General features: G+C 72.6%; 12 protein-coding genes. 4 read left to right on the top strand and 8 right to left on the bottom strand.

Translation table 11 applies throughout. The features are described 5' to 3' along the window. Positions 1-7 precede the first annotated feature (7 nt). Both sbnA and sbnB read right to left on the bottom strand, forming a co-directional pair. Positions 8-1,003 (bottom strand): 2,3-diaminopropionate biosynthesis protein SbnA, encoded by a 996-nt coding sequence (sbnA, locus tag AA23TX_RS35195; protein ID WP_155547001.1) that lies wholly within the window; start codon positions 1,001-1,003, stop codon positions 8-10. 57 nt (positions 1,004-1,060) lie between these two features. Further along, the gene (gene sbnB / locus AA23TX_RS35190) at positions 1,061-2,107 is read right to left on the bottom strand and encodes a 2,3-diaminopropionate biosynthesis protein SbnB (RefSeq protein WP_155547000.1); all 1,047 of its coding nucleotides are present in this window, start codon (positions 2,105-2,107) and stop codon (positions 1,061-1,063) included. A 163-nt stretch (positions 2,108-2,270) separates the two neighbouring features. Between sbnB and AA23TX_RS35185 the strand changes: the two genes are divergently transcribed. Both AA23TX_RS35185 and AA23TX_RS35180 read left to right on the top strand, forming a co-directional pair. Further along, entirely contained in the window at positions 2,271-3,206 is a 936-nt protein-coding gene (locus tag AA23TX_RS35185; protein ID WP_230862905.1) for an ATP-binding cassette domain-containing protein, read from the top strand. After that, positions 3,203-3,997 (top strand): ABC transporter permease, encoded by a 795-nt coding sequence (locus AA23TX_RS35180; RefSeq protein ID WP_155546998.1) that lies wholly within the window; start codon positions 3,203-3,205, stop codon positions 3,995-3,997. The genes AA23TX_RS35185 and AA23TX_RS35180 overlap by 4 nt, the downstream gene beginning before the upstream one ends. A 33-nt stretch (positions 3,998-4,030) precedes the next feature. Here the strand turns inward: AA23TX_RS35180 and AA23TX_RS35175 are convergent, their stop codons facing one another. The 3 genes from AA23TX_RS35175 to AA23TX_RS35165 all read right to left on the bottom strand — a co-directional run bounded on the left by AA23TX_RS35175 (position 4,031) and on the right by AA23TX_RS35165 (position 7,752). After that, on the bottom strand, positions 4,031-4,756 hold the full coding sequence (locus tag AA23TX_RS35175; RefSeq protein WP_155546997.1) for a helix-turn-helix transcriptional regulator: 726 nt from the start codon (positions 4,754-4,756) through the stop codon (positions 4,031-4,033). Positions 4,757-5,095: 339 nt separating this feature from the next. Then, positions 5,096-6,355 (bottom strand): pyridoxal phosphate-dependent aminotransferase, encoded by a 1,260-nt coding sequence (locus AA23TX_RS35170; RefSeq protein WP_155546996.1) that lies wholly within the window; start codon positions 6,353-6,355, stop codon positions 5,096-5,098. Continuing rightward, positions 6,352-7,752 (bottom strand): KamA family radical SAM protein, encoded by a 1,401-nt coding sequence (locus tag AA23TX_RS35165; RefSeq protein ID WP_230862904.1) that lies wholly within the window; start codon positions 7,750-7,752, stop codon positions 6,352-6,354. Before AA23TX_RS35165 ends, AA23TX_RS35170 begins: the two co-directional genes overlap by 4 nt. Before the next feature lie 219 nt (positions 7,753-7,971). Here AA23TX_RS35165 and AA23TX_RS35160 point away from each other — a divergent pair, with 219 nt between their 5' ends. After that, on the top strand, positions 7,972-8,685 hold the full coding sequence (locus tag AA23TX_RS35160; protein WP_155547513.1) for a thioesterase II family protein: 714 nt from the start codon (positions 7,972-7,974) through the stop codon (positions 8,683-8,685). Further along, positions 8,682-10,952, top strand: coding sequence for a non-ribosomal peptide synthetase (locus AA23TX_RS35155; RefSeq protein WP_155546995.1), 2,271 nt, complete (start codon positions 8,682-8,684; stop codon positions 10,950-10,952). Before AA23TX_RS35160 ends, AA23TX_RS35155 begins: the two co-directional genes overlap by 4 nt. A 46-nt stretch (positions 10,953-10,998) precedes the next feature. Here the strand turns inward: AA23TX_RS35155 and AA23TX_RS35150 are convergent, their stop codons facing one another. The 3 genes from AA23TX_RS35150 to AA23TX_RS35140 form a co-directional block, all read right to left on the bottom strand. Further along, positions 10,999-11,466, bottom strand: a complete 468-nt coding sequence (locus AA23TX_RS35150) for a cupin domain-containing protein (protein ID WP_155546994.1) — start codon at positions 11,464-11,466, stop codon at positions 10,999-11,001. Continuing rightward, entirely contained in the window at positions 11,463-14,174 is a 2,712-nt protein-coding gene (locus AA23TX_RS35145; RefSeq protein ID WP_155546993.1) for a BTAD domain-containing putative transcriptional regulator, read from the bottom strand. Before AA23TX_RS35145 ends, AA23TX_RS35150 begins: the two co-directional genes overlap by 4 nt. A 269-nt stretch (positions 14,175-14,443) precedes the next feature. Continuing rightward, the gene (locus tag AA23TX_RS35140) at positions 14,444-15,058 is read right to left on the bottom strand and encodes a TetR/AcrR family transcriptional regulator (RefSeq protein WP_155546992.1); all 615 of its coding nucleotides are present in this window, start codon (positions 15,056-15,058) and stop codon (positions 14,444-14,446) included. Positions 15,059-15,094 lie beyond the last annotated feature (36 nt).

The raw sequence follows: 15,094 nt of genomic DNA, 5'->3' as shown, positions 1-15,094 counted from the left end.
CTCCCGGTCAGTGCGCGGCGTTCAGTTCGGACAGCCGGCCGTCTTCGTACGCCGGTTCGTATGCGGGCCAGTAGGATTCGCGCACCCACGCGTCGTCGTAGACGGTGGCGAGGTAGCGCTCCCCGAAGTCCGGCGCGATGGCGACCGCCGTGACCGGCGAGGTCCCGGTGTTCGCGTCGAGCCAGGCCAGCGCGCCCGCGATGACCGTGCCGGTGGACCCGCCGAACAGGAAGCCCCGCCCGGCCAGCTCCCGGCAGCGGCGTACCGCGTCCGGCTCGGACACGTGCACGACTTCGTCTACAAAGGACTCGTTCAGGATGCCCGGGCGGACACTGGTGCCCAGCCCCGGGATCAGCCGGCGCGCGGGCGCCCGGCCGAAGGTCACCGACCCTTCGACGTCCACGGCCACGATCCGCGGCGCCCGGCGGGCGGTGCGGAAGTACCGGGCGCACCCCATCAGCGTCCCGGTGGTGCCCGCGCCGACGAACAGCACGTCGATGCCGGGGAACTGCCGGGCGATGGCGGGCGCGGTGGTGAGGTAGTGCGCCATCCAGTTGTCCCGGTTCGCGTACTGGTTCAGCCAGACGAACCCGTTCTGCGCGCACAGCATCCGCACGTGGGCGATGCGCGCGCCGAGGAACCCGCCGTCCGGGATCGGCTCGGTGACGACGTGCACCCGGGCGCCGAAGGCTTCCATCATCCGGCGGGTCGCCTCGTTGCAGCGCGCGTCGGTCACGCAGACGAAGCCGTAACCGCGGTCGGCGGCGATCATGCTCAGCGCGACCCCGAGGTTGCCCGAGGAGGATTCCACCAGCGTCGAACCGGGCGTGAGCAGGCCTCGCCGCTCCGCGCTCGTGATCATCTCCAGCGCCGCCTTCAGCTTCACCGAGCCGGCGAAGTTGAACGCCTCGCACTTGAGGTACAGGGCCTGCCCGAAGGCCGGCCGGAGATCCACGTACAGGTTGTCTTCGTTGTATTCCTGCGGAGCCGAGATGATGGGCACGCACAACCCCTATTCGTGCGGGAGAGAATCGGCCGGGCGGGTTCGCCGCGGTCCGGGTCAGCGGGCCGGGGGCCGGTGCCGGTCCAACTCGTGGAAGAAGCCGTCGACCACCGGGAGCTCGCCCGCCGCCGCGGTTTCGTCGTACACGTACTTCGCCACCGCGAGATCGAGGACTCCGAGGCCGAACGGCGAGAAGATCAGCGGCCGGCCGGCCCGCGGTTCGAGGCGGCCGGTCAGCACGTCGAACAGCGTGCCGGACAGGAAGCCCCGGTCGCCGGTCAGCTGCTCGGCCAGGTGCGGCGACGTGTTCGCCTTGAGGCAGTGGTCGACGTCGTCGACGACGTTGGTGGACACCAGCACGATCTCCGGGGCGATGTCGCGCAGCGAGATGTTGAGCACCAGCGGGTCGTGGGCGAACCAGTCGACGTCGGTGACGTACGGTTCGGCGGCGACCGTGGCGAACACGACCAGGTCGCTGGCGCGGATCAGGCTCTCGGCGTCACCGTGGCCGGTGACCCGCGCGGTGGTGCCGGTGCCTTCGAGGTAGTCGCGGAACCCGTCGGCCGATCCGGCGTGCAGGTCGTGGACGCCGATCTCGTCGAACTCCCAGCCGGTCGCCTGCAGGTAGGTGTGGATGAAGCGGGCGATCAGGCCGGTCCCGACGAACCCGACGCGGCGCGGGCGGCCGCGGACCGTGCTCAGCACCGCCGCGGCGAGCGCGGCCGAAGCGGCGGTGCGCGCGGCGCTGATGATGGAGCTTTCCAGGCAGGCTATGGGATATCCGGTGGCCGGGTCGTTGAGGATCAGCACCGCCGACGCCCGCGGGATCCCGTTCTTCACGTTGCCGGGGAAGCTGGAAATCCACTTGAGACCGTCCACCCCGTCATCCCCGCCGAGCGAGGCGGGCAGTGCGATGATGCGGGAGTCCGGGCGGTCCGGGAACCGCAGGAAGTAGGACGGCGGGTTGACCGTGTTCCCGGCGCCGTGCAGCCGGTAGGCCGCCTCGACGAGGTCGACGACCTTCTTCTCGTTGCCGGCCAGTACGTTCGACACCTGCCGGCCGGAAATGACCGCGAATGGAGGAATTTCGTTCCGCTCCGGCATTTCTTCCCTCCGATTCTCACCCGGTTCCCGGGCACTGGGGTGGCTTGCCGGAATGACGCTAGCCGCGCCGCCACTGGCAATCCGCCACCACTGCTGGCGGGCGGCAAACGGGCGCACTGCTGGAATGGGGCCCGCGCCGTCGCCGGAAGAGAAAGGCCGAGGAGTGACCGCAGCAATCGAAACCGAAGGTCTGACCAAACGGTACGGCAGTCATCAAGCGTTGCGCGGGGTGGACCTGCACGTGCCGGCGGGCACGGTGCTGGGCGTGCTGGGGCGCAACGGGGCGGGCAAGACCACCACCGTGCGGATCCTGTCGACCCTGCTCGTCCCGGACTCCGGGCGGGCGTTCGTCGCCGGGCTCGACGTGGTGCGGGAGCAGGCCGAGGTGCGCACCCGGATCGGGCTGACCGGGCAGTACGCCGCCGTCGACGACCGGCTGACCGGCCGGGAGAACCTGGTGCTGCTGGGCACGTTGCTCCACATCGGACGCTCGGCCGCGAAGTCCCGCGCCCGCGAGCTGCTGGCGCAGTTCGACCTCACCGACGCCGGCGACCGGCAGGTCCGGACGTACTCCGGCGGCATGCGGCGCCGGCTCGACCTCGCGAGCTGCCTGATCTCCCGCCCGCCGGTCGTCTTCCTCGACGAGCCGACGACCGGGCTGGACCCGGCCAGCCGGGCCGTGCTCTGGGCGGCGATCCGCGAGCAGGCGGCGGCCGGCACCACCGTGCTGCTCACCACGCAGTACCTCGAAGAAGCCGACAAGCTGGCCGACCGCGTAGTCGTCATCGACGCCGGGAAGGTCGTCGCCGAGGGCAGCCCGGAGCAGCTCAAGCGCGATGTCGGCGGCGAATGGCTGGAGGTCTCCGTCACCGATCCTTCGCGCACGGGTGAAGCCCGGGAAATCCTCGCTTCGGTCGCCGGATCCGTCGAGGTCGCCGACGGCAAGCTGAGCGCGCCCGTCCCCGACGGAACGGCGGGAATCGCCGCGGTGGCGGGAAAACTCCACGCGAACGGGATCGCCGTGCAGGAGTTCGCGTTGCGCCGCCCGTCGCTCGACGACGTCTTCTTCGCTCTCACTCGCACTTCGGAGGCGGTATGAACACGCTCCTCAGCGACGTCGCGGCCTTGACCGGACGCCGGTTGCGCGCGACGGTCCGGTCGCCGGCCAAGATCGTCGGTGTCCTGCTCATGCCGATCAGCCTGGTGCTGGTGCTCGGCTTCCTCTTCGACGGCTCGATCACCCTGCCCGGCGGCGCACCGTACGTGGACTACCTGACCGCCGGGGTCGCCGCGCAGGTGGGCCTGACCCTGGTGGCCACCAGCGGCCTCGGCATCGCCGACGACCTGGCCGGCGGGCTCGCCGACCGCTTCCGTTCGCTGCCGATCCCCCGCTCGGCGGTGCTGCTCGGCCACACGCTCTCGGACCTCGCGCTGGCGGCGGCCGGAATCGGGGCCACGACGGCGATCGCGTACACCATCGGCTGGCGCATCCACAGTGGACTGCTGCCCGGCCTGGCCGGCTTCGGGCTGTTGCTGTTGTTCGCGTACGCGATGCTCTGGCTCGGCGCGCTGATCGGGCTCACGACGAGCGGCGCCGAGGCGATCAGCGCGATCGCCGCGTTGGTCATGGTGGTCGGTTCGTTCGTGTCGAACGCGTTCGTCCCGCTGCGCGGCCTGCCGGGCTGGCTCGCGACGGTGTCCGCGTGGAACCCGGTCAGCTCGGTGGTGGCCGCGTGCCGCCGCCTGTGGGGCAACCCGGATCTGGTGACCGCGGGGGCAGGCTTCCCCCAGCGGAACGCGACGTTGATCGCGCTCGTGGTACTGGCGGCGATACTGGCGGTGGCGATTCCCGCCGGGACGCGGATCTACCGGGCGGGCACGGCGGCCTGACCACCGGCCGGCTGCCCGGGCCCTGGCGCCGCCCTACCGCGCCGACGCCACAGCCTGACCCGCGGCCGCCAAACCCGGCAGCACCTGCGGCGGCCACACATCCGGAGCCAGCAACCCCGCGACATAGGCACGGGACACCAGCTCCGTCCGGTTCTTCACCTTGAGGAACCGCATCATCCGGTGGATGTGGTACTCCACGCCCTGCCGGGACAGGTACAGCCGGCGGGCCAGTTCCGCCGTGCTCGCGCCGGCCGCGACGCCCTGCAGGATCTGCGTCTCGATCTCGCTCATCGCACGGTGGCGGCCGGCCGGGTCGATTCCCCGGCGCTGGACGCGGTCCGGCAGGAACAGCAGGAGCGCCGCCGCCGCGGCCGGGCGCCGTCCGGGCAGGGCCGCGGCGATCAGGGTCACCGGCAGTGCGCCCGCCGCGGGCACCAGCGGGGTGAACCGCTCGCGGAACCCGCGCTCCCCCTCCCGCACCAGCCGCGTGAGGCGGCGTTGCACGCGCTCGGAGACGAACGGGTGCAGCAGGCCGGGTAGATCCGCGCGGCAGACCTCGGCCGCGCTCCGGCCGAAGAGGGCCAGCAGCTCCCGGTTCGCCGCGACCACCCGGAGCCGGTCGTCGAGGATCACCGAAGAGACGTCCGAATTCTCCAAGAAGGACGAGAACATTCTTTGGTATTCGCCCCCGATTTCCTTTTCGCGGTCGGGGGAGAAACGGGAGTCGGTCACCGAGTCGTGGACCTGGATTTCGGGCATGGGAAAACCACCGGTTCGTCGTCGGGCGCTGCGGGATCCGGTGGCTTCGGGGCCGGGTACCGGCCGCACCACCGTCAGGACTCACCCTAGGAACGGGCGGTCATCAGCGTCAACACGAACGGGTGAGTGCGACCTAATCCTGTGGCACTGCGGGTGACCGTACGGTGACCGCACCCACCGAACGGTACGGTCGGCGAGTTTAGATGTTCTCCTCGATTCCCGTCCGGCGGTTGACAAGACCGGTCATCGACGGAAGACACAATCCCTTTTACCTACGTTAAGGCCATCTTAAGGGCTGACGACGCCCCTAAGATGGCCTTGACGGGTTCGTTATGAGATTCAGCTGGTCAAGCGGGTGAACGCCGCACGCAGCGACTCGAGGGTCTCGGCGATGTGCGGCAGCGTGAGCGGCGACGGCGACCGCAACGCGGCCCAGCGCTCGGCGTCGTCGGCGCCGTACAGCATGCTCGTCGCGGCGCGGAACCGCAGCGCGCCGGGATCGTCGCCCAGGTGCTCACCGCCCAGCACCGCGACCCCCAGCCGGTCGATCAGGTGCTCCTGCAGCGCCGCCGACCCCGTGATCCCCTTAGCGGCCAGCACGTCCCGCACCGGCTCGAAGTCCGGGTACACGTAGAAACCGCCCGTGGGCGGCCGGCAGACGGCGCCCGCCTGGGTGACGATCCGGTGCACCGCGTCCGCCACGGCGCCGTGCAGCCGCGTGCTGGCCCGCAGGTGGGCGGTCACCTCGGGCGGCTCGGCGAGCGCGAGGCACGCGACCTCCTGCATCGGGCCGGCCAGGGTGGACCAGATCTCGCTGGCCAGCCCCAGCACGGTCGAGCGCAGCGCCCGGCCTTCGGCGGTGGCCGGGAACCGGGCGAACCCGATCCGCCAGCCGCCGAGCGCGAGGCTCTTGCTGAGCCCGGACGTCACCACCGTGCGCTCCGGGGCGAACTCGGCCGGGCTCGCGTACGGGTCCGCCGGGTCGTGCAGGATGTCGCGGTAGATCTCGTCGGAGACGATCAGCAGGTCTTCGGCCTCGGCGATCTCGCACAGCCGCCGCACGACGTCCGGCGGGGCGTGGGTGCCGGTGGGGTTGTCCGGCAGCGTCAGCAGCAGCATCCGGGGGCGCCCGCCGGCCGCGCGGAAGGCCCGCAGCGCGCCGGGCAGCAGGTCGGGGTCGGGCACGCCGCCGCAGCCGGCCGGGATGGGCACCTCGAGCACCGGGCGGCCGAACAGCCGCGCCTGCGGGGCGTAGGTCACCCAGCAGGGCTGCGACAGCACGACCGCGCCGTCGACCGCGGCCATCAGCGCGAGCAGCAGCGGCTTGCTCCCGGGGGCCAGCACGATCTGTTCCGCTTCGGTCAGCAGGCCCCGGCGCGTGAAGTAGCCCGCCGCGGCCGCGCGGCTGTCCTCCGCACCGGCGACCGGCCCGTAGGCGGTCCGCCGCGCTCCGGCGAGCAGCCGCTCGGCGAGGAAGTCCGGCAGGGGCAGCCGGGACTCGCCGAACCCGAGGTGGATCAGCGGCTGCCCGGCCGCATGCCGGCGGTTGACGGCCTCGTCCAGCGCGAGGTTGGGCGAGACAGCGTGCGCGGCGGTCATCGAACGCCTCCTCGGGTGTCCGCGACCAGCCCGAGGTCCACCGGGAGCGGACTCGCCGAACCCCCGCCCCCCACCAGGTGCTGAGACCGGACCGCCTCCGCGATGTCCCGCGGCGTATCCGGGAGCAGCTCCAGCTCGTCGAGCCAGGCGGCCTCCGGTGTGTACCGCGCGAAGAACGGCCGCCCGGTCAATCCCGGCCGCCGGGCCTGGAGGAACCGCAGCTGGAACAGGCGCTCCCCGCCGAGCTCGACCGTGCCGTCGACGACGACCTTGCCCGGCGTCGCCGACATCACCGGCCCCCGGATCGTGCGGGCGAGCCCGGGCAGCTGGCCGTAGGCCGCGGAAAACAGCTCGTGGGCGCGGGCGAGCGGGACCTTGAAGTAGTCGTGCGGGCCGGTGTCCCGGGCGACGAACATGTAGTACGGCACCGCGCCCAGGGCCAGCTCGGTGCTCCAGAGCCCGGCCAGCGCGTCGGCGTCGTCGTTGACGTGCGCGATCAGCGGCGACTGGCAGTACACCCGCGCGCCGGTGGCCAGGATCCGCTTGACCGCCTGGCGGGAGACGTCCGTGGCCAGCTCGCGCTCGTGGCTGTAGTGCGCCATCACCGAAAGCGTGCGCCCGGAGGCGACGACGTCCTCGTAGAGCCGCAGCACGGCGTCCGCGTCGGCGTCGGTCACGAAGCGCTGCGGCCAGTAGGCGACGGACTTGGTGCCGATCCGGATCGTGCGGACCGTGGGGATCGCCAGCAGCGGCTCGAGGTGCACCCGCAGCCGCTCGGCGGACATCACCATCGGGTCGCCGCCGGTGACCAGCACGTCGGTGACCTCCGGGTGGGCCCGCAGGTACTCGACCAGCCGGTCGGCCTCCTTCACCGCGAACCGCAGGTCCTTCTCGCCCACGAACTGCGCCCAGCGGAAGCAGTACGTGCAGTAGGTGTGGCAGGTCTGGCCCTGCTGGGGGAAGTAGAGCACCGTGTGGCGGTACTTGTGCTGCAGCCCGCCCAGCTCGTCGCCGTCCAGCGTGGGCACGTTGAGCTCCAGCTGCCCCGACGGGTGCGGGTTGAGGCGCTGCCGGATCCGCCGCACCACCGCGGGCAGCTCGGCGCGCCGGCCGGGCCCGGTGGCCGCGCGGGCCAGATCGTGCTCATCTTCCTTCGACAGCATCCCGTCCTGGGGGAAGACCAGCTGGAAGATCGGGTCCGCCGGGACGTTCGCCCAGTCGATCAGCTCGGTCAGGACGTACTCGTTCACGCGGAACGGCAGCACGAGGGAGAAGAGCCGGATGGTCTCCGCGAGCCCTTCCGGGACGGGGAACCTCTTCAGGATTTCGTCGAGCTTGCTCGGTCCGTACGCTTCGAACCTGGTGCCCACCGGGGCCGGCTGTTCCAGCAGCTTCACGTCGACAATTCCCTTTCCTTCGAAACTCGGCCACGGCAGCGGAAAAACGGCGCAATCCTTTTGCGGGGCATTCTGTTTACTGCGGCCAGGTTAGAAGTCGGCGTCCTGGCAGAATGCTCGTCCCGCGAAATTCGGGACTGACACTGGCAAGGTGCCACCGGGGTCCGCACTAACGTCGGAAAACGCATCGCTGCCCCGTACGAGGATGGTCTGGTGAGCATGAAGTTCTACTGCTGTCCCTTCGCCGGTGCCGGCGCGAGCGTCTACCGTTCCTGGACGCCGCCCGGCGACGCGGAAATCGAGATCCGGCCGGTGCAGCTGGCCGGCCGCGAGGAGCAGTTCGGCCTCCCGCCGCACGAGGACGTCGCCGCCGCGGCCGCGCACGCGCTCGGGCAGATCCGGCGCACCGCCGCGGTCGGCGAGGAGATCGTCCTGTTCGGCCACAGCTCGGGCGCCGCCGTCGCGTTCGAGACGGCCCGCGCGATCGCGGCGTCGGGCGAGTTCCGGTTGGCCGGGCTGGTCGTCAGCGGCGCACCGGATCCGGTGACCCCGCTGGATCTCGGCCTGCGCGGGCTGGAGGGCGAGGAGTTCGTCGCCGCCGTCGAGCGGCTGATCGGCTACGCCCACCCCGCGCTGGCCCAGCCCGAGCTGCGGGAGATCCTGCTGCCGCCGCTGCGCGCGGACCTGCTGGCCCGCGAGGCGTACCTGGCCCCCGCCGGCACCCGCCTGCCGGTACCGGTGCTCGCGGTCCGCGGCGCGGACGACCCCCTCGTGTCCCGCGCCGACCTGGCCGGCTGGGAGCGGATCACCAGCGAGAGCTTCGACGTCGCCGAGCTGCCCGGCGAGCACATGTACTTCCTGCCGGACCCGGGCGCGCTGCTGGACCTGCTCGCGACGCGGTTCGCCGTCACGGCAAGGGAAGGAGCGCGATGAGCGACTGGATGTCCTTCGGCCCGGCCGGATCCGGACCCGCCGAGGTCAGTGCGCCCCTCCCCGCGGGGAGTGCCACGGACGTGCGGACACTCGCCGCCGCCACCGCCGCGGTGCTGGCCCGGTTCTCCGCCGAAACCCCGCGGATCGCCCTTCCGGACGCGGACCGGCCGCGGACCTGGATCCTCCCGGTGGACGAGGACCTGCCCGCTTCCCGTTACCGCGCGAAGCTCTTCGTCGGCGCCGCGGCCGACGACGGGCCGGCGCCGATGGCGATCGGCGTCGCCGGTGGGGACTTCCCGCTGGTGCTCGACCTCGACCCGGCCGATCCGCGGCGCCTGCGTTGCCGCTTCCGCCGCGAGCACGTCCACGAGACCGCGGCGCGCTGGCTGCTGCACGGCGTTGGCGTCCTGCTGGACCTGTTCGCCCGGACGCCCGGCGCCGCGATCGGCACCGCCGACCTGACCACCGGCGAGCACCCCGAGCCGGTGCTGCCCGGCGAAGCCGTCCCGGACTGGCTCGACGGCGAACACACGCTCCACGAGCTGATCCAGCGCCAGGTACTGGCGCACCCGCACGCGACGGCCGTCACGGCCGGGGACCGCTCGGTGTCCTACCGGGAACTGGGCCACGCGGCCGACGTCCTCGCCGCCCGGCTCGCCGCCCGCGGCTGCGGCCCGGGCAGCCGCGTCGGCCTGAGCTTCGCCCGGTCGCCCCTGCTGATCGCCGCGATGTTCGCCGTGCTGAAGACGGGCGCCGCCTACGTCCCGCTGGCCCCGGAGAACCCGCCCGCCCGGCTGCGGCAGATCGCCGAAGACGCCGAGGTGTCGCTCGTCCTCGCGGACTCCCCTCTCGACCTGGGGACGCCCACGCTCGTCGTCGACGACGGCGTGTGGACGGACCGGGCGGAGCCGTTCCTGACGGCCGGGACCGCGAACGACGGCGCGTACCTGATCTACACCTCGGGCTCCACCGGGAAGCCGAAGGGCGTGGTGGTGGCGCACCGGCAGATCTGCAGCCTGCTCGACGCGACCCGGGTGTTCGGGTTCGGCTTCGGCCGCGCCGACAGCTGGGCGTTGTTCCACACCTACTCCTGGGACTTCTCGGTGTGGGAGATCTTCGGCTGCCTGACCACCGGCGGCCGGCTGGTCATCGTGCCCGCGGAGACCGCCCGCGACGCGCGTGCCCTGCACGACCTGCTGTCCGCGCAGGCCGTCACCGTGCTCAACCAGACCCCGTCGGTGTTCACGCAGCTGGCGGCGGTCGACGCCGACCGCGCCGAGCGGCTTTCCGTGCGCTGGCTCATCTTCAGCGGCGAGCCGCTCGACATGGAGCTGATGCTCAAGTGGTTCGGGCGGTACCCGGAGCGGCGGTGCCGCGTGATCAACATGTACGGGATCACCGAGACGACGGTCGCGTGCACGTGGCACCCGGTGACGCGCGAGGCCGCCGCGGCGGGCAGCCGTTCGGTCGGGCGCGCCGTGCCCGGCTGGCGGGTCGACGTGGTCGACGACCGGGGCCGCCGCGTGCCCCCGGGGGTGCCGGGCGAAATCCTGCTCGGCGGCGCCGGCATCGTCGACGGCTACCACCGGCGGCCCGAGCTGACCGCGGCCCGGTTCCTCGGCGAGCCGGGCGCGCGCTGGTACCGCACCGGCGATCGCGGCCGCGTGCTGCCCGACGGCGAGCTGGAGTACCTGGGCCGGCTCGACGACCAGGTCAAGATCCGCGGCCACCGCGTCGAGCTCGGCGAGATCCGCGCGGTGCTGCTGGCCGAGCCGGGCGTCCGCGCGGCGGCCGTCGTCGTGCGCTCGCGCGGCACGGGCGCGGGTGCGGAACGGCTGGACGGTTACGTCGCCGGCACCGGGCTCGACCTGCCCGCCCTCGACCGGCGGCTCCGGGAGCAGCTGCCCGGATACCTGGTGCCGGACACGCTGACCGAGCTGGACGGCCTGCCGGTGAACGCCAACGGGAAGCTCGACCCGGCCCGCCTGCCGGAACCCCGGGCCGCCGGGGCGGACCTCGGTCTCGCCGACGCCGCCGAAGCGACCGAGCTGCAGCTCCGGGTCGGCGAGCTGTGGGCGGGTGCCCTCGGCCGCCCGATCGCCCTCGACGACGACCTGTTCCTCACCGGCGGCAACTCGTTGCTGGCCTTCACGATCGTCGACGGCATCCGCAAGGCCGGCCTCGGCGACCTGGCGGTGGCCGACCTCTACCGCACCCGCACGGTCCGCGGGGTGGCCGGCATCCTCTCCCCCACGGCCGGGTCGTGAGTGAGAAACAGTATTCTAACCCAGTTTCTCACTCACGACCGCAGCCTCAGGCGCCTTCGACCGCACCGGGCGGCAGGAAGTCGACGTCGTGCAGCGCCGACAGCCGGACGACCTCCGCCGGGTCCTCGAGGTCGTGCAGCTTGTCGAAGAGCTGCGCAAGCCGCCCGGCCGGGCTCACCCAGAACAGCCCGCGGGTGATGCCTTCGCTGCGGTTGTAGTAGGCGTGCGGGAGGCCCCTCGGCATCCGCACGGTGTCGCCGGGGCCGGCGGTCGTCCACTCGCCGTCGAGGTAGAGGGTGAACACGCCCTCGAGGATGTGGATGTGCTCGTCCTGGGTCGGGTGCACGTGCGGTGGGACACCGGTGCCGGGCGGGTCGAGCGTCTCGAACGCGAAGCTCGACTCGCTCGCCGCTTTGAGGGAGTAGGTGTGGCCGAGGACGTTCCACACCTTGCCTTCCCCCGCCGGCGTGATCCCCTTCGGCAGCGGACCCAGCACGATCTCCTCGCCGGTCATCGAACCTCCTGCTCGTCGTGGCTGATCTCGGCCAGCCGCTCCTGGACGCGGGCGTGGCGGAACTGGTAGACGCCGCCGGCCTGGCGGAGGACGCCGCGGCGGTGGGCGTCGTCGAGGAAGTGCATGAGCCGCCAGGGAAGGCGGCCGGTCGCGGCGAGCCAGACGTGGTGGACGAAGTAGTTGCCCCACGCGCGCGTCACGAGGACCGCCAGGCCGATGCCGCCGCCGAAGCACACCCCGACCACGATCGGCAGCAGGGAGTTCGGTGCCGGTGGGAACACCTGGCCGCCGGCGATCACGCCCGCGAGGCCGTAGCAGACGGCGGCGACACCGCGGGCCATGAACCACCCGAACGCCGCGCCCGCCACCCCGCCGGCGATGCCCAGCGCCACGTCGTACCGGCCGTCCAGCACCGGCAGGAACCGCGTGTTCGCGGTGAACGCGAACGCCATCCCGTCGAACAGCCCCAGCGACACCAGGAACGAGACCGACAGCGCGATCGCCCCGGTCCGTTCGTTGCGCAGGATCGTCGCGGGGCTCGACACGCGGCTGGCGTCGACCGGTTTCGCGAGCCACACGTGCACCGCGAACACGCATCCGAACACGACGGCCAGGACCACGACCAGGCCGGTGGCCAGCGACCAGCCCAGGCCGAGCAGGACACCCACGACGGCACCGATCGCGAAGCGGCCGGCGAACTTCCCGGTGGCGCCGGCGAAGCGCAGTTCGGTGCGCAGCGGCTCGGACGCGCGCCCGAAGCGGTGGGTCAGGTAGCCGGCGCCGCCGAACGAGAGGCCGTAGATCGCGGCCAGCGCCGGTCCGTCGTCCACCCAGCCGGTGACGACGAAGAACAGCGCGATCAGCGTGCCGATCAGGGCCGACCGGGTCCCGGCGGGCACCGCCCGGTAGAGCTGCCACCAGGCCAGGTCGCGGCTGCGCGCCCGCTCGAGGTGCCGGGCCAGGAAGCCCAGCCAGCGGGTCGCCTGCTCGGCCGTGTACCGCCCGGTCGGGCTGGTCTTCGGGTTCCGCCCCGGCGGCTGCGGCACCTGTGCGTAGGCGTTGGGGACGAACGAGTCGAGCAGCTGCCCTTCGAGGGCGCCCGCGTCTCCGGCCGCGAGCAGCTCCGCGGGATCCGCGCCCGGACGGCCGTAGCCGATCCGCGCGAGGTCGACCATCAACGGCGTCCGCAGCACCTTGCCCAGGGCCGTGTCCGGCTCCCGGCGCAGCCGCTCGGCCACGGGGAGCCAGCGATCGCTGCCCCGCGCGGAGAGGTAGGTGATCGCCTCCTGCCGGGCGACGGGTTCGAGCCGCACCACGGTGGCGGCGCCCAGCACCGGGCCGGCTTCGCTGGTGACCTGCTCGTACTCGGCCGACCGGGAGGTCAGCACCAGCGAGCGGCCGACCGCCATGGTCTGGTCCAGTGCGTCGAGCGCCGCGGCGCGCAGGTCGGTCGGCATCTCGTCGAGGCCGTCGAGGACCGGGACGACGTGGCCGCCGAGGACCAGCCGGGTGGGGGCGCCGGGCCCGTACTCCCGGGCGTTGAGCAGCGCCGGGTGGTTGTCGGCGAGCTGGTTCGCCAGCCACCGGTCGAGGTGCTCGCGGCGCGGATCCCAGGAGGCCAGCGAAAGCAGGACCGGGACCGGGGTGCCCGGGGCGCGGGTGCGCAGCAGTTCCAGCGTCAGCATCAGGGCGAGCACCGACTTGCCGGAGCCGGGGTCGCCGAGCACGACCAGCTGCCGCACGGGCAGCGCGGCGAACGTCTCGGCGATGTCGTCGAGGACGCCGCGCGCCACCGGCCTTCCCGGCCGCGCGACCGCCGACCAGCGCAGGACGATCGGCTGCGGCCGGTGCAGCGACCGCAGCTCGGCTTCGGCGCGCCACTGCCACGTGACGGCTTCGGCCAGCTCGGTGACCGCGCGGTCGAGGTGGTGGCGCTCCGGCGACGGCTCCGCCGGCTCGGGATCGAGGTCGCTCGGGGTGGCCTCGGCGAGGATCTGCTCGTGGAGCCGGCGCAGGTCGGGGTTCGGGTCGACGCCGAGCTCGTCGGCCAGCCGCCGGCGCAGGCCGTGGAACACCGTCGAGGCCTCGGCGTAGCGGCCTTCTTTCGCGAGAGCGCGCATCAGGAGCAGGTGGGACAGCTCGCGCATCGGGTGCTCGCCGCAGAATTCGGTCAGCTCACGGACGACCTCACCCGTTTCGCCGAGCCGCAGCCGCCATTCGGCACCGAGCTCCACGGCGTCGGCGCGCTGTTCGTCGAGCACCGCGGCCCGGCCGGCCAGGGTGGTCGTCCGCAGGCCGTCGAGCGCGGGGCCGCGCCAGAGGGCGAGCGCGGCGCGGATCTCTTCGACGGCGTCGACGAGCTTCGCCTGCCCGGCGAGTCCCCGCGCGGCCGCGACGTGCCGGCGGAACCGGAGCGAGTCGAGGTCGTCGCCATCGGTCTGCAGGCGGTACCCGGGACCGTCGGTGACGATCATCCCGCCGGTCTCGCCGAGCCGGCTCCGCAGAGCGGAAACGCAGTTGCGCACCTGCTTCACGGCCGTCGCCGGCGGCTCGTCTTCCCAGAGCGCGTCGATCATGCGCTCGACCGGCACGACGGAGTTGGGGTTGAGCAGCAGGGCGGCGAGCGCGCGCTGCTGGCGCGGGCTCGCGAGGGTGACCCGGTCCCCGTACGCCCGCACTTCCAGCGTCCCGAGAATCCGGAACCTCATCGCATCCCCCCTCGTGTCCCAGGCTAGCGCCCACCGCCGGGCTCCGGAACGCGCAGGTGAAGCCGTGGATGCCGGCGCGAGGACGAAACGAGGACGGCATCGGGAACCCTAGGGGCACGGCGAAAGAGGGGGAATGCCGGGGCGACCCGGTGGCGGGCGCGTCGTTGGGGGTCGCGCCCACCACCGGGACCGCCGCGGGTGCTTCGGCCTCCGGGCGGCGGCGTGAGGAAGCCGCCCACCGCCCGTTCTCGGCGGCTCCCTCGCGACGCCTAGCCGGCCCGGCCGACGATGCGCAGGGCCAGGTCGCCGTACTGGTACGCGAGCTGGTCGACCGAGAACTCGCCGCTGTCGTGGAACCAGTTCGCGACCCCCATGCCCATGTCGAGGATCGAGTACGACGCGAGCCGCGCCGACCGGACCGTGAAGACGCCCTCCGCCAGCCCTCGTTCGATGAGCTCGCGGAACCCGCGCTCGTACGTACTGCGCAGGCGGAGGATGCGGGCCGGTTGTTCGAGGCTGCCGATCTCGCGGTTGCCGACGAACGCTTCGAGCCGGTGGCGGGCGTGGTAGCGGACGTGGGCCTCCACCGCCCGGCGGAGCCGTTCCGGCACGTCGGTGACGCCGTCGACCGCCTCGGCGTGCATCGCGAGCAGCGTCTCCATCGTGCCGAGCATGAGCTCCGCGAGCAGCACCTGCTTGCCCGACACGTGCTTGTACAGGCTGGGCCCCCGGATGCCGACCGCGGCGCCGATGTCGGCCATCGTCGTCGCGCGGTAACCCTGCGCGGCGAACAGCCGCAGCGCGGCCAGGCGGATGGCCGCGGCCCGGTCGGCCGGCAGCCCGGCCGCGACGTCGCCGGGGCGATGGGGACGTTCCTCCTTCATGCCAACAGGCTAACGCCGATTAGCCACATTGTCTTG

The organism is Amycolatopsis camponoti (assembly GCF_902497555.1).
Taxonomy (GTDB): Bacteria; Actinomycetota; Actinomycetes; order Mycobacteriales; family Pseudonocardiaceae; genus Amycolatopsis; species Amycolatopsis camponoti.
This window is presented reverse-complemented; position numbering and strand designations above follow the sequence as displayed.

Excerpts from the sequence above, each read along its gene's own strand:
- sbnB (WP_155547000.1), bottom strand. The coding sequence starts at position 2,107 with ATGCCGGAGCGGAACGAAATTCCTCCATTCGCGGTCATTTCCGGCCGG.
- AA23TX_RS35180 (WP_155546998.1), top strand. The coding sequence starts at position 3,203 with ATGAACACGCTCCTCAGCGACGTCGCGGCCTTGACCGGACGCCGGTTG.
- AA23TX_RS35175 (WP_155546997.1), bottom strand. The coding sequence starts at position 4,756 with ATGCCCGAAATCCAGGTCCACGACTCGGTGACCGACTCCCGTTTCTCC.
- AA23TX_RS35170 (WP_155546996.1), bottom strand. The coding sequence starts at position 6,355 with ATGACCGCCGCGCACGCTGTCTCGCCCAACCTCGCGCTGGACGAGGCC.
- AA23TX_RS35160 (WP_155547513.1), top strand. The coding sequence starts at position 7,972 with ATGAAGTTCTACTGCTGTCCCTTCGCCGGTGCCGGCGCGAGCGTCTAC.
- AA23TX_RS35155 (WP_155546995.1), top strand. The coding sequence starts at position 8,682 with ATGAGCGACTGGATGTCCTTCGGCCCGGCCGGATCCGGACCCGCCGAG.
- AA23TX_RS35150 (WP_155546994.1), bottom strand. The coding sequence starts at position 11,466 with ATGACCGGCGAGGAGATCGTGCTGGGTCCGCTGCCGAAGGGGATCACG.
- AA23TX_RS35145 (WP_155546993.1), bottom strand. The coding sequence starts at position 14,174 with ATGAGGTTCCGGATTCTCGGGACGCTGGAAGTGCGGGCGTACGGGGAC.
- AA23TX_RS35140 (WP_155546992.1), bottom strand. The coding sequence starts at position 15,058 with ATGAAGGAGGAACGTCCCCATCGCCCCGGCGACGTCGCGGCCGGGCTG.